General features: G+C 64.8%; 18 protein-coding genes. 3 read left to right on the forward strand and 15 right to left on the reverse strand.

The genetic code is table 11. From position 1 onward, the window contains the following. Positions 1–33: 33 nt before the first annotated feature. The 13 genes from AX767_RS05575 to AX767_RS05635 form a co-directional block, all read right to left on the reverse strand. Entirely contained in the window at positions 34–4773 is a 4740-nt protein-coding gene (locus AX767_RS05575; RefSeq protein ID WP_068629383.1) for a glutamate synthase-related protein, read from the reverse strand. 182 nt (positions 4774–4955) lie between these two features. Continuing rightward, positions 4956–5666 (reverse strand): transposase, encoded by a 711-nt coding sequence (locus AX767_RS05580; RefSeq protein ID WP_068629385.1) that lies wholly within the window; start codon positions 5664–5666, stop codon positions 4956–4958. Between the two features lie 8 nt (positions 5667–5674). Then, complete coding sequence (locus tag AX767_RS05585) at positions 5675–6544, reverse strand: class I SAM-dependent methyltransferase (RefSeq protein WP_068629387.1); 870 nt, start codon at positions 6542–6544, stop codon at positions 5675–5677. Next, positions 6541–7116 (reverse strand): DUF1415 domain-containing protein, encoded by a 576-nt coding sequence (locus AX767_RS05590; RefSeq protein ID WP_068629389.1) that lies wholly within the window; start codon positions 7114–7116, stop codon positions 6541–6543. The genes AX767_RS05585 and AX767_RS05590 overlap by 4 nt, the downstream gene beginning before the upstream one ends. Then, on the reverse strand, positions 7113–8345 hold the full coding sequence (locus tag AX767_RS05595) for an MFS transporter (protein WP_068633388.1): 1233 nt from the start codon (positions 8343–8345) through the stop codon (positions 7113–7115). Before AX767_RS05595 ends, AX767_RS05590 begins: the two co-directional genes overlap by 4 nt. A 20-nt stretch (positions 8346–8365) precedes the next feature. Continuing rightward, a complete protein-coding gene (locus tag AX767_RS05600; RefSeq protein ID WP_068629391.1) occupies positions 8366–9499 on the reverse strand; it encodes a deoxyguanosinetriphosphate triphosphohydrolase in 1134 nt (377 codons plus the stop codon). Positions 9500–9521: 22 nt separating this feature from the next. Next, on the reverse strand, positions 9522–10622 hold the full coding sequence (aroB, locus tag AX767_RS21850; protein WP_068629394.1) for a 3-dehydroquinate synthase: 1101 nt from the start codon (positions 10620–10622) through the stop codon (positions 9522–9524). A gap of 57 nt (positions 10623–10679) precedes the next feature. Further along, complete coding sequence (locus AX767_RS21855; protein WP_068629396.1) at positions 10680–11225, reverse strand: shikimate kinase; 546 nt, start codon at positions 11223–11225, stop codon at positions 10680–10682. A 24-nt stretch (positions 11226–11249) separates the two neighbouring features. After that, positions 11250–13409: a type IV pilus secretin family protein gene (gene pilQ, locus AX767_RS05615; RefSeq protein WP_068629399.1), complete on the reverse strand. Its 2160-nt coding sequence runs from the start codon at positions 13407–13409 to the stop codon at positions 11250–11252. Continuing rightward, positions 13406–13915, reverse strand: a complete 510-nt coding sequence (locus AX767_RS05620; RefSeq protein ID WP_237288562.1) for a pilus assembly protein PilP — start codon at positions 13913–13915, stop codon at positions 13406–13408. Before AX767_RS05620 ends, pilQ begins: the two co-directional genes overlap by 4 nt. A 29-nt stretch (positions 13916–13944) precedes the next feature. Next, a complete protein-coding gene (locus AX767_RS05625; RefSeq protein WP_068629403.1) occupies positions 13945–14619 on the reverse strand; it encodes a type 4a pilus biogenesis protein PilO in 675 nt (224 codons plus the stop codon). Between the two features lie 9 nt (positions 14620–14628). Beyond that, positions 14629–15246, reverse strand: coding sequence for a PilN domain-containing protein (locus tag AX767_RS05630; protein WP_068629405.1), 618 nt, complete (start codon positions 15244–15246; stop codon positions 14629–14631). After that, positions 15243–16322, reverse strand: coding sequence for a pilus assembly protein PilM (locus tag AX767_RS05635; RefSeq protein ID WP_068629407.1), 1080 nt, complete (start codon positions 16320–16322; stop codon positions 15243–15245). Before AX767_RS05635 ends, AX767_RS05630 begins: the two co-directional genes overlap by 4 nt. 231 nt (positions 16323–16553) lie before the next feature. On the opposite strand from AX767_RS05635, the gene AX767_RS05640 reads away from it, so the two are divergent. Then, on the forward strand, positions 16554–18962 hold the full coding sequence (locus AX767_RS05640; protein ID WP_082754839.1) for a penicillin-binding protein 1A: 2409 nt from the start codon (positions 16554–16556) through the stop codon (positions 18960–18962). A gap of 10 nt (positions 18963–18972) precedes the next feature. Here AX767_RS05640 and cyaY read toward each other — a convergent pair whose 3' ends face one another. Then, entirely contained in the window at positions 18973–19305 is a 333-nt protein-coding gene (gene cyaY / locus AX767_RS05645) for an iron donor protein CyaY (RefSeq protein WP_068629411.1), read from the reverse strand. Positions 19306–19317: 12 nt separating this feature from the next. Between cyaY and lptM the strand changes: the two genes are divergently transcribed. Next, positions 19318–19563, forward strand: coding sequence for an LPS translocon maturation chaperone LptM (gene lptM / locus AX767_RS05650; RefSeq protein WP_068629413.1), 246 nt, complete (start codon positions 19318–19320; stop codon positions 19561–19563). Next, on the forward strand, positions 19560–20843 hold the full coding sequence (gene lysA / locus AX767_RS05655) for a diaminopimelate decarboxylase (RefSeq protein WP_068629415.1): 1284 nt from the start codon (positions 19560–19562) through the stop codon (positions 20841–20843). Before lptM ends, lysA begins: the two co-directional genes overlap by 4 nt. Positions 20844–20864: 21 nt before the next feature. Here the strand turns inward: lysA and AX767_RS05660 are convergent, their stop codons facing one another. Next, positions 20865–21512 (reverse strand): sulfite oxidase heme-binding subunit YedZ, encoded by a 648-nt coding sequence (locus AX767_RS05660; RefSeq protein ID WP_068629416.1) that lies wholly within the window; start codon positions 21510–21512, stop codon positions 20865–20867. Positions 21513–21523: the final 11 nt, after the last annotated feature.

The raw sequence follows: 21523 nt of genomic DNA on the forward strand, positions 1-21523 counted from the left end.
GTTCTTCGCTGTTCTTCGTTTCGCTGCGGCCGCTCAGACCTTGGCCGGCGTCTTCGCTGCATGCGGCTCGAGGCCGGCGTGCGCGTTGTTGCCGCTGCTCGCGAGCTCGACCTTGCGGTCGTGGATCTCGCCCAATGCGCGCTTGTATTCGTTCGGGAACACCTTCACGAACCGGGTGCGCGCCATCGTCCAGTCGTCGAGCAGTTCGCGCGCGCGCTTGCTGCCGGTCCAGCGGTGGTGCTCTTCAAGCAGCTTGCGCAGCTGCGCTTCATCGGTCAGGCCGTTGTGCCAGATACCGCGCTTGATCGTGGCGGTCTGTTCGGCAGTGGTCAGCACCTTTTCGAGCGTGACCATCGACAGGTTGCAGCGCGAGGCGAACTGGCCGTCTTCGTCGTAGACGAAAGCGAGGCCACCGCTCATGCCGGCGGCGAAGTTGCGCCCGGTCTTGCCGAGCACCGCCACCGTGCCACCCGTCATGTATTCGCAGCCGTGGTCGCCGGTGCCTTCGACCACTGCGGTAGCGCCTGACAAACGCACCGCGAAGCGCTCCCCGGCGACGCCGCAGAAGTAGGCCTCGCCGGTCGTCGCACCGTACATGACGGTGTTGCCGACGATGGTGTTGCGCACCGCTTCGCCGCGAAATTCGAGGCTGGGTCGCACCACGATGCGGCCGCCCGACAGGCCCTTGCCGGTGTAGTCGTTGGCGTCGCCGATCAGGTACAGCGTGATGCCGCGCGCCAGGAACGCGCCGAACGATTGCCCGCCCGTGCCTTCGAGCTGGATGCGGATCGAATCGTCGGGCAGCCCTTCGGGATGCACGCGTGTCAGCGCCCCGGACAGCTTCGCGCCGACCGTGCGGTTCACGTTGCGCGCCACCTCGATGAACTGCACCTTCTCGCCCTTGTCGATGGCCGCGCGCGACTTCTCGATGAGCTTGGTGTCCAGGTTGTGCTCGAGGCCGTGGTCCTGGTTCTCGACGTGGTAACGCGGCACGTCGGCCGGCACGTTCGGCATCGCGAACAGGCGGTTGAAGTCGAGGCCGCTCGCCTTCCAGTGCTCGATGCCGCGCTTCATGTCGAGCAGGTCGGCACGACCGATCATCTCGTTGAAGTTGCGGATGCCCAGCTGCGCCATGATGTGACGCACTTCTTCGGCAATGAAGAAGAAGTAGTTGACCACGTGCTCGGGTTTGCCCGAGAACTTCTTGCGCAGCACCGGGTCCTGCGTGGCCACGCCCACCGGGCAGGTGTTCAGGTGGCACTTGCGCATCATGATGCAGCCTTCGACGATCAGCGGCGCGGTCGCGAAGCCGAACTCGTCGGCCCCGAGCAGCGCGCCGATCGCGACGTCGCGGCCGGTCTTCATCTGGCCGTCGGCCTGCACCCGCACGCGGCCGCGCAGGCGGTTGAGCACCAGCGTCTGCTGGGTTTCGGCGAGGCCGATTTCCCACGGGCCGCCCGCGTGCTTGATCGAGGACCAGGGCGACGCCCCCGTGCCGCCGTCATGACCGGCGATCACGATGTGGTCGCTCTTGCACTTGGTGACGCCGGTCGCGACCGTGCCCACACCCACTTCGCTGACCAGCTTGGTGCTGATGCTGGCGTGCGGCGCGACGTTCTTCAGGTCGTGGATCAGCTGTGCCAGGTCTTCGATCGAATAGATGTCGTGGTGCGGCGGCGGGCTGATCAGGCCGACGCCCGGCACCGAGTAGCGCTGCTTGCCGATGTACTCGGTGACCTTGCCGCCGGGCAGCTGGCCGCCCTCTCCGGGCTTGGCGCCCTGCGCCATCTTGATCTGGATCTGGTCGGCCGAGCTCAGGTATTCGGCGGTGACACCGAATCGGCCCGAGGCGACCTGCTTGATCTTCGAGCGCAGCGAATCGCCTGCCTTCAGCGCCAGGTCGACCTCGACGTTGGCGTCGCCGATCACGCTCTTGAGGGTGTCGCCGAGCTTGACCGGGATGCCCTTGAGTTCGTTGCGGTAGCGGGCCGGGTCTTCACCGCCCTCACCCGTGTTGCTCTTGCCGCCGATGCGGTTCATGGCCACGGCCAGCGTCGAATGCGCTTCGGTGGAAATCGAGCCAAGCGACATCGCGCCTGTGGCGAAGCGCTTGACGATCTCGACGGCGGGCTCGACTTCTTCGACCGGGATGGCTTTCGACGGATCGATCTTGAACTCGAACAGCCCACGCAGCGTCATGTGGCGACGGCTCTGGTCATTGATGATCTGCGCGTATTCCTTGTACGTGCTCCAGTTGTTGGCGCGCGTGCTGTGCTGTAGCTTGGCGATCGCGTCGGGCGTCCACATGTGGTCTTCGCCGCGCGTGCGCCAGGCGTATTCGCCGCCGGCGTCGAGCATGTTGGCGAGGATCGGGTCGTCGCCGAAGGCCGCGGCGTGCATGCGCAGCGCTTCTTCGGCGATCTCGAACACGCCGATGCCTTCGACGCGGCTCGCGGTGCCGGTGAAGTACTTGCCGATCGCATCGTTGTTGAGGCCGATGGCCTCGAACAACTGCGCGCCGCAGTAGCTCATGTAGGTGCTCACGCCCATCTTGGACATGATCTTCGACAGGCCCTTGCCGATCGCCTTCACGTAGTTGTAGATCGCCTTCTCGGCCGACAGTGCGCCCGGCAGGTCGGCGTGCATGGCGGCCAGCGTTTCCATGGCGAGATACGGATGCACCGCTTCCGCGCCATAGCCTGCGAGCACGCCGAAGTGATGCACCTCGCGGGCGCTGCCGGTTTCCACCACCAGGCCGGCCGTGGTGCGCAGCCCCTCACGCACGAGGTGCTGGTGAATCGCGCTGGAGGCCAGCAAGGCCGGAATCGCCACCTGCGTCGGGCTGACCAGGCGGTCGCTCACGATGAGGATGTTGCTGCCGCCCTTGATTGCGTCCACCGCTTCGGCGCACAGCGACGCCAGCTTCGCTTCGACGCCCTCGCGGCCCCAGTCGGCCGGGTAGGTGATGTCGAGCGTCGAGCTGCGGAACTTGCCCTGCGTGTGCTGCTCGATGTTGCGCAGCTTCGCCATGTCGGCGAAGTCGAGGATCGGCTGGCTCACCTCGAGCCGCATCGGCGGATTGACCTGGTTGATGTCCAGCAGGTTGGGCTTGGGGCCGATAAAGCTGTTCAGCGACATCACGATCGCTTCGCGGATCGGGTCGATCGGCGGGTTGGTCACCTGCGCGAACATCTGGCGGAAGTAGTTGTAGAGCGGCTTGTTCTTGCTCGAGAGCACGGCCAGCGGGCTGTCGTTGCCCATCGAGCCGATGCCCTCTTCGCCGGCCTGCGCCATCGGGCTCATCAGGAACTTGATGTCTTCCTGCGTGTAACCGAAAGCCTGCTGGCGGTCGAGCAGCGACACCTTGCTCTCGTGAACCTCGGGCGCAGGGGCCTCGACGCTGTCGAGCTTGATGCGCAGGTTCTCGATCCACTGCTTGTACGGCTTGGTGTTGACGACATAGGCCTTGAGCTCGTCGTCGTCGATCATCCGGCCCTGCTCGAGGTCGATCAGGAACATCTTGCCGGGCTGCAGGCGCCACTTGCGCACGATCTTGTGCTCGGGCACCGGCAGCACGCCGGACTCGGACGCCATGATGACCAGGTCGTCATCGGTCACGCAGTAGCGCGAAGGCCGCAGGCCGTTGCGGTCGAGCGTGGCGCCGATCTGGCGACCGTCGGTGAAGACGATCGAGGCAGGGCCGTCCCACGGCTCCATCATCGCGGCGTGGTATTCATAGAACGCGCGGCGACGCTCGTCCATCGTCGTATGCTGCTCCCACGGCTCGGGGATCATCATCATCACGGCCTGGCTGATCGGGTAGCCGGCCATCGTCATGAGTTCGAGGCAGTTGTCGAAGGTGGCGGTGTCGGACTGGCCCGCGAAGCTGATCGGGTACAGCTTTTTGAGGTCTGGGCCCAGCACCGGCGACGACATGACGCCTTCGCGCGCCTTCATCCAGTTGTAGTTGCCGCGCACCGTGTTGATTTCGCCGTTGTGGGCAACGTAGCGGTACGGGTGGGCCAGCGGCCACTTGGGGAAGGTGTTGGTCGAGAAGCGCTGGTGCACCAGGCCGATCGCCGAGATGCAGCGTTCGTCGGACAGGTCGAGGTAGTACACGCCCACCTGGTCGGCCAGCAGCAGACCCTTGTAGACCACGGTGCGGCTCGACATGCTCGGAACGTAGTATTCCTTGCTGTGCTTGAGGTTCAGGTTCTGGATGTTGGCGCTGGCCGTCTTGCGGATGACATAGAGCTTGCGTTCCAGCGCGTCCTGCACGATGACGTCGTTGCCGCGACCGATGAAGACCTGGCGCAGGATCGGTTCGGTCACCTTGACCGCCGGCGACATCGGCATGTCGCGGTTGACCGGCACGTCGCGCCAGCCGAGCAGCACCTGTCCTTCGGCCTTGACGGCGCGTTCCATCTCCTGCTCGCACGCCATGCGCGAGGCGTGCTCCTTCGGCAGGAAGATCATGCCGACGCCGTATTCGCCGGACGGCGGCAGCTCGACGCCTTGCTTGGCCATCTCCTCGCGATACAGCGCGTCCGGAATCTGGATCAGGATGCCGGCGCCGTCGCCCATCAGCTTGTCAGCGCCCACTGCGCCGCGATGGTCGATGTTCTCGAGAATCTTGAGCGCCTGGGTCACGATGTCGTGCCGCTTCTCACCCTTGATGTGGGCCACAAAGCCCAGGCCACACGCGTCGTGCTCGTGGGCGGACGAATACAGACCGTGATCTTCGAGGTGTTTGATTTCGGCATCCGTCGTCATGGGGGCGCACTCCTTCATTTTTTCGCTGCAATTTCTCGGGGGAAGGTGAGCATATTGCGATGCACAAACAATGCCAAATAATTTATTCGGGGTCGGATTCACATTAAATCCCCGAGCTTCCGGTTCTCATTAAATTGGGGACATATCAAAATTCATAGCGCTATGCGGCGCCGCTGCGGGCGTTATGCCGCTTTCTGAAATGCCGAGTTCGCAGAGGATGGCCGGCCCGCCCTGGATTTGACCACCCGCCGCTCGGTGGCCTTCTGCAGCGATTCGAGGAACTGCTCATCGCCTGCCGCCCAGCCCCGAAGCGTGGCTTCGTCCAGGGCGGCCTCGTCGGCAGCGGACACGCCGGCGTGCACCAAATCGGCATAACCGGCTTCGCGCGCGAAGGGGGTGTTGCCGAGCGCCCAGTACAAGGCGTGGGGCGTGACGAGGCGGTCGTTCCGAGAGCCGGCGTAGTGGCCATGACTGGACCACGCAAATGCGCCGGCTTCCTCCACGAGACCGGCACGAACCGGGCGCAGGTCGATGCTCACCATGCAGGGCAACAAATATCGGTCCGCCTGGATCAGCGTCGACCGATACCGGCCGTCCCACAGCGTGCCGCTCCGGCCGTGGCGATCGTTGAAGTAGCGCACATAGCCCCGGCCGACCGCCTGCATGAACTGCGACATGCCATCCGGCCCCGATGGCGTGGCGAGCAGGTGGAAGGCGTTGTCGAGCAGCACGTAAGCGTGGATCGCCACGCCGAAGCGCGTCGCACTGTCGGCCATCAGAAAGAGCAAACGCTCTCGGTCGTCACGGTCGATGAAGATCGGCTGGCCGTTGTGCCCGCGCTGGATCACCTGATGCGGATGGTCCGCCAGCGTGAGTCGGGGCAGGCGCGCCATGATTCTGTTCAGGACAAGCGAAAGCGCGTCTCGAGCAGCGACGCAAGACCGAACTCGCCCAGCAGGCTCTTCAGCCGCTCGGCCGCGCTCGTCTTCGCGTGGCCGGTGCGGCGCGCGATGATCAGTTCGTTCTTCATGCTGTGCTCCCAGCCCACCAACTCGGTCACGGTGACCTGGTAACCGTTCGCCTCGAGATAGAGGCAGCGCAGCACGTTGGTGAGCTGGCTGCCGATTTCGCGGGTGTGGAGCGGATGGCGCCACAGCTCGGCGAGCGGCGTGCGCGACAGCGCGAGCGCCTTGGTCTCCCGCAGGCAGGCCGCCACCTCGGCCTGGCAGCACGGCACCAGCACCATGAAGCCGGCCTGCTTCGCGAGGCCGAACGCGATGGCGTCGTCGGTCGCGGTGTCGCAGGCGTGCAGCGCAGTCACGACGTCGATGCGCGGCGGCAGTTCGGCCGCGTGCGCCGACGCCGCCACCGTGAGGTTGAGAAACGACATCCGGTCGAAGCCCAGATGCCTTGCCAGCACGCGCGACTTTTCGACCAGCTCCGCGCGCGTCTCGATGCCGTAGACGTGGCCGTCCTGCAACGCCTTGAAAAACAGGTCGTAGATGATGAAGCCAAGGTACGACTTGCCCGCACCGTGATCGGCCAGGGTGGCGTGCGCGCCGCCGTCGGGCAGTTCGCGCAGCAGCTTCTCGATGAACTGGAACAGGTGATAGACCTGTTTGAGCTTGCGTCGCGAATCCTGGTTGAGTCGCCCTTCGCGCGTGAGGATGTGAAGCTCCTTGAGCAGCTCCTGCGACTGCCCGGGTCGCAATTCGGCCAGCACGTCGGCCTCCGCCTTGGCGGCTTTCGAGGGCTTGGCGACAGCGTTCATCGGTGTGCGCCTCCCGGGCCGACGTCGAGCGCAGCCCAGCCGGCCGCACCCAGCGATTCGAGCGTCTCGATGTTGCGCTCGAAGATGTCCCCGGCGTCGGGGAAGGCCTCGACGGCCCGGCTTACGCTGTCTTCGCGCAGCAGGTGCAGCGTGGGGTACGGCGCGCGGTTCGTGGCATTCGCGAGGTCGTCGGGTTCGCTGCCTGCGAACTGGAATAGAGGATGGAAACTCGCGAGCTGGAACACGCCCTCGAAACCGGCACGCGTCAGCCGGCGTTCGGCGCGAAGCGTGAAGTCGTTGAAATCGAGAAAGTCGGTCAAGGTGTTCGGTGCGATCAAAAGGGTGGTGTCCCGCAAGGACGGCGCGCTGTCTGCAAGCGCCCGAGCTTCGGCGAGCAGCGCGTCCATCAAGCCCGCATCGCCGCCATCGAGATACGTCGCGTAGTGGACCTGCTGCTTCACGTGCACGGCCTTGGCGAACGGGCAGAGGTTGAGGCCGATCACCGCGCGCTCCAGCCAGTGCCGCATGTCTGCTTCAGCCTGTGCCGCACTGATTGTGGCAGCGCCGCTCATCCTGCGCGCCCGGGAGGGTCGGCTTGCACCAGTCGTCCGGCCAGCACGATGCCGGCGACCGAGCACGCGAGCGTGACGACCCATGTCCATTGCCATCCGCCGACGCGGTGCGCCACCCACGCCACCACCGGCGGCGCGATGAACTGGCCCAGCGCCGACGCCTGCTGCATGAAGCCGACCGTGGTCGACACGGTCGACGGGCCCGGCGCGAGGCGCACCGCCAGCATGAAGAGCGTGGCGGGTACGACACCACCGCCCAATGAAAAGAGGCAAACCGCGGCGTAGCGCCAAGCGGGTGGCAACGCGATTGCGTCGGCGCCCTGCCCCCACTGCGCAAAGGCGGCGATGCTGCCCAGCGCCATCAGCGCGAAGCCCCGTCGCAACAGCCGCGATGGCGCGACGCCGCGCTGCAGCAGCCGCCCGCCCGCGAGGTTGCCGACGATGTTCATGGCCGCAGCGAGCGCCGTCAGCACGGCATTCCAGCCGGGTGGCACGCCGGCCTCGGCATAGATCGCCGGGAGAAATCCGATGACGGCCATCCACTGCGAGGAATAGACCGCGAATGCCAATGCCACACGCCGTGGCCCGCTGGCCCGCACGGTGTCGAGCAGCCGCGCGCGCCAACCGGCCACGCTGACCGCTTGCGTCGCGGCAGCACGCGCCCGGTCGTCGGGCACCTGCACGACCACCCAGACCGCCGCTGCGGCCGACACCAGCGACAACGACCACCACCAACCCGACCATCCGGCCCGGGCGATGATGGCCGGGCCAAGCAGCAGCGCCAGCGCCACGCCCAGCGGCATGTAGGCGCCCCACAAACCCAGCGCCCCCTTGTCGGCGCCAGGCGGGACCAGCGCGCGGATGAGGCCGGGGCCGGGCATCACGGCGAGCAGGAAGCCCACGCCTTCGAGCGCGCGCAGTGCAAGGAGCCAGGCGACGGCCGCCGGTCCCGGCTGCACGAGACCGCCCGCTGCGCTCGACAGCGTCACGATGACCAGGCCAATCAGCATGCTGCGCCGCAACCCGATCGAATCTGCAGCGAGGCCCGCAAACACGCCGAGCGTCATGCCGGCGCCCTGCACCAGCGACAGCAAAAAGCCGGCCTCGACCCACCCGACGCCCAGCGAGGCCTGCAACGCGGGCACGGCCGGCGGCAACTTGCCGAGATGCAGCGCGGCACTCACGCCCGCGAACAACACCGCCAGCGCGGCGGCCGGCACTTTGGCCACGGCGCCCGCCGTCGCTGAGCTCACACGACCCACCGCCGTCCGGTGAGGCGCTCGTGCTCGCGCATGGCGAAGCGGTCGGTCATGCCGGCGATGTAGTCGGCCACGGCCCGATGCCGATCGGCGCGCTCCGCGAACGAAGGGCGCATGTCGTCGGGCCGGTCGAGGTAGGCATCGAACAGTTCACGGACCACGTCGCTCGCCTGTTCGGTCGTCGCCATCACCTGCGGGTGGCGGTAGAGGTTGGCGAAAAGAAAGCGTTTGAGCGCCGCCGACTGCACGCGCATCGGCTCGCTGAACGCCACGATCGGCGCTGCTCGCCGCACCGCGTCGGCATCGACCGGCGCCGCCGCCGCCAGGGCCGCGCGCGTGGCGTCGATCACGTCGTACACCTGCGCGCTGAGCATGCGGCGGATGGTTTCGTAGAGCACCCGGCGGCCGGCGAGTGCCGGGTATTCGTCGAGGGCCTGCTGCCGATAGTGGGCGAACAGCTCGACCTCGGCCAGGCTCTCCATGCTGATGAGGCCGGAGCGCACGCCATCATCGATGTCGTGGGCGTTGTAGGCGATCTCGTCCGCGAGATTGCACAGCTGCGCCTCGAGCGACGGCTGCGTGCGGTCCAGAAAGCGCCGCGCCACGCCGGCGGGTTCGCCGGCTTCGATGCGCTCGACATTGACGCGCGAGCAGTGCTTCAGGATGCCTTCGCGGGTCTCGAAGCTGAGGTTGAGCCCGTCGAATTGGGGGTAGCGCAGCTCCAGCGCGTCGACCATGCGCAGGCTTTGCAGGTTGTGCTCGAAGCCGCCGTGCGCATGCATGCAGACATCAAGCGCGTCCTGCCCGGCATGGCCGAACGGCGTGTGACCCAGGTCGTGGGCCAGCGCAATCGCCTCGACCAGATCTTCGTTCAGCTGCAGGGCGCGCGCGATCGACCGGCCGAGCTGAGCCACCTCGAGCGAGTGCGTGAGCCGCGTGCGAAACAGATCGCCCTCGTGGTTCAGGAACACCTGCGTCTTGTAGACCAGCCGGCGGAACGCGGTGGAGTGCACGATGCGGTCGCGGTCGCGCTGGAAGGCGTCGCGGGTCGGAGCGGGCGGCTCGGTGTGGCGGCGTCCGCGAGACTGCGCCGGGTCACAGGCGTAGGGCGCGAGGCGGCTCATGGCGTCCACGACATACAGGAGTTCAGGCGGTGCAGCACTGCACGAGAACCTCGCGCACCATTGCATCGGGTGCGCTGCGAACGACGGCCGAACCGGGCTTGTCGATGACAACGAAGCGGATCTCGCCGGCCTCTGATTTCTTGTCGATGCGCATCAATTCCAGATAGCGCGCGTCGCCGAGCGCGGGCCCGACGATGGGCAGCCCGGCGCGCTCGATCAGGCGAGTGAGCCGCTCGACGAAAGCGGCGTCGACGCCGCCGAGGCGCTGTGACAGATGCGCTGCCATGACCATGCCGCAGCCGACCGCCTCGCCGTGCAGCCACTCGCCGTAGCCCAGGCCCGACTCGATCGCATGGCCGAAGGTGTGGCCGAAATTCAGGATCGCGCGCAGGCCGTTTTCGCGCTCGTCCTGGCCGACCACTCCCGCCTTGATCTCGCAGCTGCGCTTGACCGCATGCGCCAGCGCCGCCGGATCGAGCGCGACCAGTGCGTCAACATTCGCCTCGATCCAGTCGAAGAACGCCATGTCGGAGATCGGGCCGTACTTGATCACTTCCGCCAGCCCGGCGCTGAGCTCGCGCGGCGGAAGCGTTTGCAACGTCGCAAGATCGCACAGCACCAGCTGAGGCTGGTAGAACGCGCCGATCATGTTCTTGCCCAGCGGGTGGTTGATGGCCGTCTTGCCGCCGACCGACGAGTCGACCTGGGCCAGCAAGGTGGTCGGCACCTGGACGAAAGGCACGCCACGCATGTAGCTCGCGGCGGCGAAGCCGGTCATGTCGCCCACCACGCCGCCGCCCAGGGCGAAGAGAACGGTCTTGCGGTCCGCCCCATGGCGCAACAGTGCATCGAATATCAGGTTCAGCGTCGCCCAATCCTTGTAGACCTCGCCGTCGGGCAGCTCGAGCACATGCACCGCGCGAAACCGCGCGGTCAACGTGTTGCGCAAGGCTGCCAGGTACAGCGGCGCTACCGTCGTGTTGGTGACGATGAGCGCGGTGGCCGCGGCCGGGGTCGCCGCAAAGGCGTCGAAATCACCGAGCAGATCGGTGCCGATCAAAATCGGATAGCTGCGGTCGCCGAGGTCGATATCGACCCGGTCACGAAAGGCGGTCAATGGCATGGGGAGAGTGTAGAGGCGCGGACCTCGGCCGGCCCCGACCCGTCGATCCGCAGGCCGTCAGGGCGGCGGCTCGGCTTGCGGATCCGACAGGGTCACGCCGGCGAGTTCGAGCTGCATCAGGATGATGTTGACGAGCATGGAGACGGAGGGCCGGCCGGTTTCGACGACGTCGTGCGCCGTCTCGCTGTAGAGCGGATCGCGCACCGAATGAAGTTCGCGCAGTCGACCGAGCGGATCGGCCACCTGGAGCAAGGGGCGCTTCACATCGTGGCGCAAGCGCCGAAAGAGATCTTCCGGCGAAGAGCGCAAATAGATCACGTGAAAGCGGTCGCGCAATTGGACGCGATTCGGCTGGCGCAACACCGCACCGCCGCCGGTTGCCACCACGCCGCGCGCGTTGGCGGCGAGATCAGCGATCACCGACTGTTCGACATCGCGGAAGTTCGTCTCGCCTTCGCGGTCGAAATACTCGCGGATCGAGCAGCCGATGCGCTGCTCGATGACATGGTCACTGTCGACGAAAGGAAGCTGCAGGCGCTGCGCCAGCCGCCGGCCCACCGCGGATTTTCCGGCGCCGGGCAACCCGACAAATGCGACCGCCACGCGTATCGCTGCGACGCCCGCGCGTCAGCGCGCGGCGTTGCGGTCGGTAATCATCTTCGGAGTGATAAAGACGAGCATTTCGGTCTTGTTGGCAACGCGGTTGCGCGTCCGGAACAGTGCACCGAGGACAGGCACTTCACCCAGGACCGGAATGCGCGACTCATCGTTGGATTCGGTGAGTTCGAAGATACCACCGATGACCACCGTGCCGCCGTTCTCGACCAGCACTTCGGTCTGCACGTGCTTGGTATTGATCGCGAAACCTGCCGTCGTCGCCTGGCCGACCGTGTCCTTGTTGACGTCCAGCGTCAGGATGATGTTGCCTTCGGGCGTGATCTGCGGCGTCACTTCAAGCTTCAGGTTCGCCTTGCGAAACGCGATCGATGTGGCGCCGCTCGACGTCGCGACCTGGTAGGGCAGCTCGGTGCCCTGCTCGATCAGCGCCTTGGTCTGGTCGGCCGTCACCACACGCGGGCTCGACACGACCTTGCCCTTGCCGTCGGCCTCGAGCGCGGAAATTTCAAGATTCAACATGCGCGAAAAGCTGCTGTTGAACAGCGAAATCGCGAAGGTGCCTGCGGCGTTGCCGTTGCCGGACACGCCGGTCGACGGCAGGTTGATGAAGTTGCCCTGGGTGAACTGCGGGAACGTGACCGTCGGGCTGGTGCTGGTCGAGCTGATCACGCCGTTGGTGTTCGTCGTGACCGTGCCGCCACCGGTGACCGAGGGGAACGTGCCGAGCGAGTTGCGGTTGTTCACCGCGCCGCCGCCGAGCTTCACGCCGAGCGACTTGCCGAACGTGTCCGAGGCTTCCACGATGCGCGCTTCGATGAGCACCTGTCGCACCGGGATATCGAGCTTCTGAATCAGTTCGGCGACCTGCGAGAGGCGTGACGGAATGTCCGACACGAACAGTTGGTTGGTGCGCGCTTCGGCGATGACACTGCCCCGCGCACTCAGGATGCGCGTCGTGCTGCCCGAACCACCACCGCCACCCGACGAAGCACCGCTGCCGGTCAGACCCTGGGCAATCACCAGCGCCTTGGTGTAGTTCAGCTGGAAGGATTGCGTGCGCAGCGGCTCCAGGTTCTGGATCGCTGCCTGCGCTTCGAAGTCGAGCTTTTCCTTGGCGTTGATTTCATCCTTGGGCGCGATCCACAGCACGCTGCCGTTCTTGCGCATGCCGAGGTTCTTGGCCTGCATGATGATTTCGAGCGCCTGGTCCCACGGCACGTCCTTGAGGCGCAGCGTCAGCGATCCGGTGACCGAATCCGAGGTCACGATGTTGAAGTTCGTGAAGTCGGCAATCACCTGGAGCAGCGAGCGGACGTCGATGTTCTGGAAGTTCAGCGAGAGCTTCTCGCCGTTGTAGCCAGCGCCTTGCGTCAGTTTGGTCGGGTCGATCTTGCGGGGGCGAACTTCCACCACGAACTGGTTTTCGCTCTGGTAGGCGCTGTGTTCCCACTCGCCCTTCGGCTCGATGACCATGCGCACGCGGTCGCCCGATTGCTGCGTGGTGATGAGCTGCACCGGCGTTCCAAAATCGGCCACGTCGAGACGGCGGCGCAGGCCTTCTGGCAACGTCGACTTGGTGAACTCGACCACCAGGTTCTTGCCCTGCTGACGAATGTCCACACCGGTCTGGTTGTTGGCGAGATCGACGATCACGCGGCCGGTGTTGTCCGAACCCAGGCGGAAGTCAACATCACGCAAAGGCACCATGTCGCGGTTGCGGTTCTCGGCAAACGCCGTGGCGGTGGAGGCGGCGAGTGCAGTGCCTGCAACCGGCTCCAGCGACACCAGCAACGACTTGCCCTGAATTTCGGTCTTGTACGCCGTGGCTTCCTTCAGGTTCAGCACCAGACGTGTTCGCTCACCCGCCTGGACGACGTTCACCGAACGCAGGTTGCCCTGATTGACGTCGATCGCCGTGCGGCCGATCGCGTTGATCACGCCCGGGAAGTCCAATGCGATGCGCGCCGGCGTCTGAATGACGAAGCCGGTCGGTACGACCGTGAGCGGCTGTGCCAGATCGATCTTCAGGACTTCAGCCCCCGACTGGGTCGAGCTCGTGACGGCTTGAATGGAATTCTGCGCATGGACCCAAACGGCCGAGGTCAGCGCGAGAAGGGTCACGCCCGCGGCGCGCAGCCACAGTGCGGTGATCGGGTTTTGTCGGTTCATTTTTTCGGCCCTTCTTGCAACTGCAACGTCGCCACGCGTTCGATCCACTCACCGGCGGCGTCCTGCACGATTTCACGCAAGGCGAGTTCGGTTTCACTGATTTTGGTGATCAGGCCGTAATTCAGGCCCAGATGATTGCCCACACGCACCTGATACAACAATTTGTCCACGCTGATCAACGCCACCGGCTGGTTGTTGCGGTTCAGGCTGCCGACCATCGCCATCGAATCCAGCGGAAACGCCTCGAGCGATTCCTTCCGGCGCGACAACTCGGGCGCGATCAATCCGGAAGTGCTGGGCTGCGCCGAATCACGGCGCAGCGCCTGGGTCAACTTCTGGCTGTTGAAGGGTTCAAAGGCCGCAACTTCGGTGTAGGCCTGTGGCGTGAATTTTTTGGGTTCCGAGATCGGCGGCACCGTGGGCTTGACCTGTGCGCGCTGGTCGGCCATCCATTTTTGCAGATCGTCGCGGTCCGACGAGCCGCATCCGGCGAGGGCCAATGCCATCAGGCAGAAGCCGGTCCAAAGGAGTGCTCTCATTGCTTGACCTTCGGATTCGCCGCAGCTTTTTGTGCGGCCTGCTCTTCCGAGTCCAGGTAGCGGAAGGTGCGTGCCGTCGCGTCCATGGTCAAGGCGCCATCCTTCTGCGGCACGATGGCGATGTTGTTCAGCGTGACGATGCGCGACAGGTTGGCGACGTCGGCAGCGAAGGCGCCCATGTCGTGGTACTTGCCGGTGACCCGCAGCGCGATCGGCAACTCGGCGTAGTAGTCCTTCACCGAGATCTGACCCGGGCGGAACAGTTCGAACTGAAGGCTGCGGCCGAGTCCAGCCTGATTGATGTCCGACAACAAGGCGTCCATTTCGGCCTTGCTGGGCAACTGCTTCTCGAGCAGCGTCACGTATTGCTGAACCTGCTCACGCTGCTTCTTCAAGAGATCGAGATTGGCCGCTTGGCCCACCTTCTTGGTGTAGTCGACTCGGAGCGCCACTTCCTTGGCGCGCTCGGATTCGAGCTCGTCGTTGGACCCGGTCAGCCAGACGAACCACAAGGCGACCAGCACCAGGAGCGTGACTGCCAGGCACAACGCATAGCGCGGTGCCGCCGGCCATACGGAAGGGTCGTTCGGGTTGAGGCCCTGGAACTGACTGCCGAAACGACGCAGGGAAGCTGCGACATCGATATTGCTGGATGGGCGTCGTATTGCCATGCTGACCCCTTAACCCTTCACCGCGGCGGAGGCCGTTGCGGCGGCGCCGACAGCCTTTTCCGCGTCCGTCGGCCGCTTGACGCCGATTCGCATCGTGAAGCTCGCCACGCGGCGCTGATCACGCGGCGTGAGGTTCACATTGGCCGCGGTGATCTCGACCAGTTCGGGCTTGACCAGCCACGGGCTGTTGTTGCCGAGGTTGCGCAATAGTTCGGAGACACGTTCGTTCGACTGCGCCATTCCCTGGAGCGTGACGACCTGGTTGTCCTGCTTCATGCTGGTGAGGTAGACGCCGTCCGGCAGTTGCCGAACGAGTTCGTTCATGAGGTGGACCGGCAGATTGCGGTCGCCCTGCAAATCTTCCACCGCTTGCTGGCGCGCACGCAATGCCGTGATTTCGCCCTGCAGCGTCGAGATTTCCTTGATCTCCACTTCCAGCTTCTGGATTTCTGACTGGAGATAGGTGTTCTTGGACTGCTGGCCTGCAATCTGCGCCTGATACCAGACATAGGCGCCACCGGCGATCAAGCCACCCAGCAGGGCGGCAGCGCCGAGCGTGGCATAAAAGCTCTCCTTGCGGCGTTTTCGCGAAGCCTCGCGGTGCGGCAATAGATTGATGAGGATCACTGCAGGAACCTCCGCATCGCCAGTCCACACGACGTCAGATAGGAAGGCGCTTCACGGCGCACTTTCTTTTCGCGAATGCCGGCGCCGATTTCCATGCCGTCGAACGGGTTCACGAGCGAGCACGCGAAAGACGTTTGACGCGTGACTGCGCTGGTGAGGCCCGGCAGCGCGGCCGACCCGCCCGCCAGCAGCACGTAGTCGACACGGTTGTGCGGCGTGCTGGTGAAGAAAAACTGGAGCGCCCGGGCTATTTCCTGGGCAATGCTGGCCACAAAGGGCTTCAGGACGCCGGAACCGTAGTCGTCGGGGAGATCGCCGCTGCGCTTTTTCGTTTCGGCCTCTTCCGCCGAGAAGCCGTACTGGCGCACGATCAGTTGCGTGAGTTGCGCGCCGCCAAAAGCCTGGTCGCGGTCGTACAGCACTTCCTGGTTGCGCAACACCTGCATGCTGGTGGTGAACGCGCCGACTTCGAAAAGTGCGACGACGGCATCGCGGCCCTGGTTGGGCAGTTGCTCGATCAAACGCGCGGTTGCGAGCCGGGACGCATACGACTCCACGTCCAGAATCACCGCTTTCAGACCGGCCGCTTCGGCCAGCCCCTGGCGGTCCTGGACTTTTTCCTTGCGCGAAGCGGCAATCAGCACCTCGACGTCGCCGGTGGAGTTGGCGCTCTGGCCCATCACGCAGAAGTCGAGACTCACTTCGTCCAGCGAGAACGGAATGTATTGGTTGGCCTCGGACTCGACCTGAATTTCGAGTTCCTGCTCGCTCATGCCGCCGGGAAGCACGATCTTCTTCGTGATCACCGCAGAAGGCGGAAGCGCGAGCGCGACATTTTTGGTGCGCGTGCCGCTTTTTCGGACGACACGACGGACTGCTTCAGCCACCTCATCGAACTTCTCGACGTTGCCATCGGTGATCCAGCCACGCTCCAGCGGTTCAATCGCGCAACGCTCCAGCACCAGCTTGCCAGAGGCATCGCGGCCAAGTTCGACCAGCTTGACGCTGGAAGAACTGACGTCCAAACCGAGCAATGGCGCGGGTTGACGGCGAAAAAGCGATCCCAAGGCGGTCAAGGTACTGTCCTGTCGTTTGTAACGATTGGAAATATTTGCGAGTGGTTGCATGCTAGCAGCAACAATCGTGACCGGCCAAGCGTCCAAACGCGGAGGCCCGGCAATCGTTGTCAAAAGGTCACGCCGCTTGCAACTTAGGTCACGAATTGACGGGAGCGGCCCTTTTGTAGCGTACCTGACCGGCCCCTGAACGCCGACTTTTTATAATGTGCGGAGACTCCCCACCGCTCCATGCCCGAAAAAACAAGCCCTCCGGGCCCCCGCAAGCCGCCTCCCTCCACTCGACCCACATGGCTCAAGTGGCTGATGAGAATCGTTTTCTGGAGCGCGGGCATCGTCGCCGCCGGCGTCGTGTCACTGATGTGCGTGGTCGCCGTCGCGCTCGCCGTGGCCTACCCCAACCTGCCGGACATTTCCGAGCTGTCGGACTATCGGCCCAAACTGCCGCTTCGCGTTTTCTCGGCCGAAGGCACATTGATCGGCGAGTTCGGCGAGGAGCGTCGCAACCTGACACCGATCTCCACGATCCCGAAAATCATGAAGGACGCTGTGCTGGCTGCAGAAGATGCGCGCTTCTATGAGCACGGTGGCGTCGATTACAAGGGCGTGGTGCGCGCAGGCCTCGCGAACGTCAACAAGATGAAGAGCCAGGGCGCCTCGACCATCACGATGCAGGTGGCCCGCAACGTCTACCTGAGCTCCGAGAAAACGCTCACACGCAAGATCTACGAGATCCTGCTGACCTTTAAGCTGGAGCACTTGCTGAGCAAGGACCAGATCTTCGAGATCTATCTCAACCAGATCTACCTGGGCAACCGCGCGTATGGATTCGCCGCGGCGTCGGAAGCTTATTTCGGCAAGCCGCTGCAGGAGATCACCATCGCCGAGGCTGCGATGCTGGCCGCGCTTCCGAAGGCGCCGGGCGCCAACAACCCGGTTAACAACCCAACGCGTGCGCGCGCTCGCCAGGTCTATGTGATCGGCCGCATGCAGGAAGCCGGTTTCATCACCGCCGAGCAGGCCGCCGATGCGAAGAAGGAAGAATTCAAGCTGCGCGACGCCTCCGACACGACGCGCCTCCACGCGGAATACGTCGCCGAGACGGTACGCCAGCTGATGTATGCACAGTACGGCGACAGCACTTACACGCGGGGCCTGAAGGTCTACACGACGCTGGTTGCAGCCGACCAGGCGGCGGCGTACAAGGCGCTGCGCAAGGGCATCATGGATTACGAGCGCCGCCAGATCTACCGCGGCCCCGAGAAATTCGTCGATCTGCCCTCGGACGCCAAGGAACTCGACGAAGCCATTGACGACGCGCTGTCCGACCATCCCGACAACGGCGACGTGATCGCGGCAGTGGTGCTCAAGGCAACGGCCAAGCAGATCGACGCGATTCGCGGCAACGGCGAAACGGTGCAGATCACCGGCGAAGGCCTGAAGCCCGCGCAATCTGGTTTGTCCGACAAGGCGCCGCCCAACATCCGCATTCGCCGCGGTGCGGTGATCCGCGCCATGAAAACACCGAAGAACACCTGGGAAATCACCCAGCTGCCCGAAGTGGAAGGCGCCTTCGTGGCACTCGATCCGCGGGACGGCGCCATCAAGGCGATGGTCGGTGGCTTCGACTTCGGCAAGAACAAGTTCAACCACGTGACTCAGGCATGGCGGCAGCCTGGCTCCAGCTTCAAGCCTTTCATTTATTCGGCCGCGCTTGAAAAAGGCTTCTCGCCAGCCACCGTGATCAACGACGCGCCGCTGTTTTTCGACGCGGGCACGACCGGCGGCCAGCCGTGGGAGCCCAAGAACTACGACGGTGGTTTCGAAGGCCCCATGTCGATGCGCACCGCGCTGATGAAATCGAAGAACCTGGTGTCCATCCGCATCCTGCAATCGATCGGAACGCACTACGCGCAGGACTGGATCACCAACTTCGGCTTCGAGCGTGAGAAGCACCCGGCTTACCTGCCGATGGCGTTGGGCGCAGGTTCGGTCACGCCCATGCAGATGGCGACCGCCTATTCGGTCTTTGCCAACGGTGGCTACCGCGTCAATCCGTACCTGGTCACGAAGATCACCGATCACCGCGACCGGGTGCTGGTCGACAAGCAGCCGCCGCTCCTGAACGAAACCATGCGGGCGATCCCGCAGCGCAATGCTTTCATCATGGACACGCTGCTGCAGTCTGTGGCGCGCGGCGGCACGGCCGCCAAGGCACAGGCGATGCTCAAGCGTCCCGACATCTACGGCAAGACCGGCACCACCAACGATTCGCTCGACGCCTGGTTCGCCGGCTTCCAGCCGACGATGGCAGCCATCGCCTGGATGGGCTACGACACACCGCGCAAGCTGGGCGATCGCGAAACCGGCGGCGGACTCAGCCTGCCGATCTGGATCAGCTACATGGACACTGCGCTCAAGGGCGTGCCGGTGACCGACCTTTCCAGCTCGCCACCTTCCGGCATCGTCAATGTCGGCGGCGAGTGGTACTTCGACGACTATGCGCCGGGCCGCAGCGTCGCGAGCCTGGGGCTCGACACCGCGCCGGCCGTGCCGGTGGAAGCACTGACCGGCGTGCCGGTGGCGCCGACACCGCCGCCCGAGGAGCGCAACCGCATCCTCGATCTGTTCCGAAACTAGGCCGGAACGCTCAGGCCGCCGCGAACACCAGCGGCTGCCCGGCCTGGGCGCTCGCCTCGCGCGAGAGATTGCCGAAGAATTCCTCGCGCGTCTTGGTGTCGATCCACGAAGCGCCGTCGTGGCGGTAGTGGTAGCCGCCAGAGCGCGCCGCCAGCCAGATCTCCTGGAGCGGTGGCTGCAGGTTCACGATCAACTGGCTCTGGTTCGGAAACGTGATGGTGATCATTCCGCCGACGCGCTGGTTGTCGATGTCCGCATCGGTCGCATCGTTGATGCGATCGCAGGCTTGCTCGATGGCGGCAAGCGCTGCTTCTGCGCGGTTCATGTACTCGGGGTCGGTCATTACAATTTCGCCATGTTGAATGTTCCCCAAATTCTAGTGAGCGCCCGCCGCCACGCTGCGCTCGTGGTCTGCCTCTTCGCTGGCGCCGCCGTGCTCTCGGGTTGCGGCCAGCGCGGAGCGCTCTACCTGCCCAAGGATGCCGCTGCGGCCAGCCGCGCAACGTTGCCCGAGCTGATGACGCCTCGCATGCCGGGTGCATCGGACAACGCGGCACCTGCGCCCGCCGCTGCTGCCAGCGCGCCGGGAGTGGCCCGGTGAACGACCCGCTCACTCGACTTCCCGGACAACCCCACATCGCACGGCGCGACGGCGTGCTGTGCGTCGAAAACGTGGCGCTCGACGCACTCGCGCGAGCGCACGGAACGCCGCTTTTCGTTTATTCGAAGCAGTGGATGCTCGATGCGCTCGCCGCCTATCAGCGGGGCTTCGAAGGCCGGAATGCACTGATCTGCTACGCCATGAAGGCGAATTCCTCGCTCGGCGTGCTGCGTGTTTTCGCAGAAGCCGGCTGCGGCTTCGACATCGTGTCGGGCGGCGAACTCGGCCGGGTGCTGGCGGTCGGTGCCGACCCCGCGAAGGTCATTTTTTCTGGCGTCGGCAAGACCCGCGCAGAGATGAAGCAGGCACTGGCCGCCGGCATCGGCTGCTTCAACGTCGAGAGCGAAGCCGAGCTCGAGGTGCTCAACGAGGTGGCGCTTGCTGCCGGGCAGCGCGCCCGCATCAGCATCCGGATCAATCCCAACGTCGATCCGAAGACGCATCCCTACATCTCGACCGGGCTCAAGGGCAACAAGTTCGGCGTGGCGCACGACCGCACCGTTGCGGCCTACCAGCATGCGGCGCGGTTGCCGGGCCTCGACGTGGTGGGCATCGACTGCCACATCGGCTCGCAGATCACCGAGGCGAGCCCGTATCTCGATGCGATGGACAAGATCCTCGACCTGGTCGAAGCGATCGAAGCGACCGGCATTCGCCTGCATCACATCGATTTCGGCGGCGGCCTGGGCATCGACTACAACGGCGACACACCACCGGCCGCCGATGCCCTGTGGAAGCAGTTGCTGGCGCGCATCGACGCGCGCGGCTTCGGCGATCGCCAGCTGATGATCGAACCCGGTCGTTCACTGGTCGGCAATGCCGGCGTCTGCGTGAGCGAAGTGCTCTACACGAAGCCTGGCGACGACAAGAATTTCTGCATCATCGATGCTGCCATGAACGACCTGCCGCGCCCTGCGATGTACCAGGCCTTCCAGCAAATCGTGCCGCTGCAACCGCGCATGGGCACCGCCGCGTTGTATGACGTGGTCGGGCCGATCTGCGAGAGCGGCGACTGGATCGGCCGCGACCGCGCGCTCGATGTGCAGGCCGGCGACCTGGTGGCCGTGCTCTCCGCCGGCGCCTATTGCATGAGCATGGCCAGCAACTACAACACGCGGGGCCGCGCGGCGGAAGTGCTTGTGAACGGCGGACAGGCCACGCTGATTCGTCGCCGCGAAACGCTCGACGACCAGCTGCGCAGCGAGCAATTGGCCGGCTGAGCGGCTAGGCCGACCGGCGTGCTATGGCTTGGACAATTGCCCGCGCCCGACCGGCGCGCGCTGAAGCTTCTTCTTCTTGTCGAAGAAATTCCACACGCGCCAGCCCAGCAGCACGGCAACGATCGCGGCGTAGACGTACACCTCGGCAAAATTGTTCTTGCCCGCACGCATCCAGAAGAAGTGCAGGAGGCCGAGGCCCGCGATCACGTACACCAGCTTGTGCAGCATCTGCCAACGCCTGGCGCCCATCGCCTTGATCGCGCGATTGAACGAGGTGGCGGCGAGCGGCGTCAGCAACACGAACGCGAGAAAGCCCACCAGGATGAAAGGCCGCTTGGCGATATCGGTCGCGATGTCGCCGATCACGAAGCCCATGTCGAACCAGCTGTAACTCAGCAGGTGCACGACGACATAGAAGTAGACGAACAGTCCCAGCATCCGGCGCAGCCGCGCGAGCGCGTTCCACTTCGTGATGACGCGCACCGGCGTCACGGCCAGCACGATGCAGATGAAGCGCAGCGTCCACTCGCCGGTGGCCCGGATCAAAAACTCGGCCGGGTTCGCACCCAGCCCGTCGGTGAAGGCGCCATAGCCCAACCGAATGAAGGGCAGCAGGCACAACAGGAAGATCAGCGGCTTCGCAGCCTTGTGCATCAGCAGCTTGTTCATGCGCCGCGCTT

The organism is Variovorax sp. PAMC 28711 (assembly GCF_001577265.1).
GTDB lineage: Bacteria > Pseudomonadota > Gammaproteobacteria > Burkholderiales > Burkholderiaceae_C > Variovorax.

What these genes read in the sequence shown, in the direction of transcription:
- AX767_RS05620 (WP_237288562.1), bottom strand. Translation starts at nt 13,915, where the DNA reads ATGGCATTGGCCCTCGCCGGATGCGGCTCGTCGGACCGCGACGATCTG.
- AX767_RS05660 (WP_068629416.1), bottom strand. Translation starts at nt 21,512, where the DNA reads ATGAACAAGCTGCTGATGCACAAGGCTGCGAAGCCGCTGATCTTCCTG.
- AX767_RS05590 (WP_068629389.1), bottom strand. Translation starts at nt 7,116, where the DNA reads ATGAGCGGCGCTGCCACAATCAGTGCGGCACAGGCTGAAGCAGACATG.
- AX767_RS05640 (WP_082754839.1), top strand. Translation starts at nt 16,554, where the DNA reads ATGCCCGAAAAAACAAGCCCTCCGGGCCCCCGCAAGCCGCCTCCCTCC.
- cyaY (WP_068629411.1), bottom strand. Translation starts at nt 19,305, where the DNA reads ATGACCGACCCCGAGTACATGAACCGCGCAGAAGCAGCGCTTGCCGCC.
- pilQ (WP_068629399.1), bottom strand. Translation starts at nt 13,409, where the DNA reads ATGAACCGACAAAACCCGATCACCGCACTGTGGCTGCGCGCCGCGGGC.
- AX767_RS05580 (WP_068629385.1), bottom strand. Translation starts at nt 5,666, where the DNA reads ATGGCGCGCCTGCCCCGACTCACGCTGGCGGACCATCCGCATCAGGTG.
- AX767_RS05625 (WP_068629403.1), bottom strand. Translation starts at nt 14,619, where the DNA reads ATGGCAATACGACGCCCATCCAGCAATATCGATGTCGCAGCTTCCCTG.
- AX767_RS05575 (WP_068629383.1), bottom strand. Translation starts at nt 4,773, where the DNA reads ATGACGACGGATGCCGAAATCAAACACCTCGAAGATCACGGTCTGTAT.
- AX767_RS05600 (WP_068629391.1), bottom strand. Translation starts at nt 9,499, where the DNA reads ATGAGCCGCCTCGCGCCCTACGCCTGTGACCCGGCGCAGTCTCGCGGA.
- lptM (WP_068629413.1), top strand. Translation starts at nt 19,318, where the DNA reads ATGTTGAATGTTCCCCAAATTCTAGTGAGCGCCCGCCGCCACGCTGCG.
- aroB (WP_068629394.1), bottom strand. Translation starts at nt 10,622, where the DNA reads ATGCCATTGACCGCCTTTCGTGACCGGGTCGATATCGACCTCGGCGAC.
- AX767_RS05585 (WP_068629387.1), bottom strand. Translation starts at nt 6,544, where the DNA reads ATGAACGCTGTCGCCAAGCCCTCGAAAGCCGCCAAGGCGGAGGCCGAC.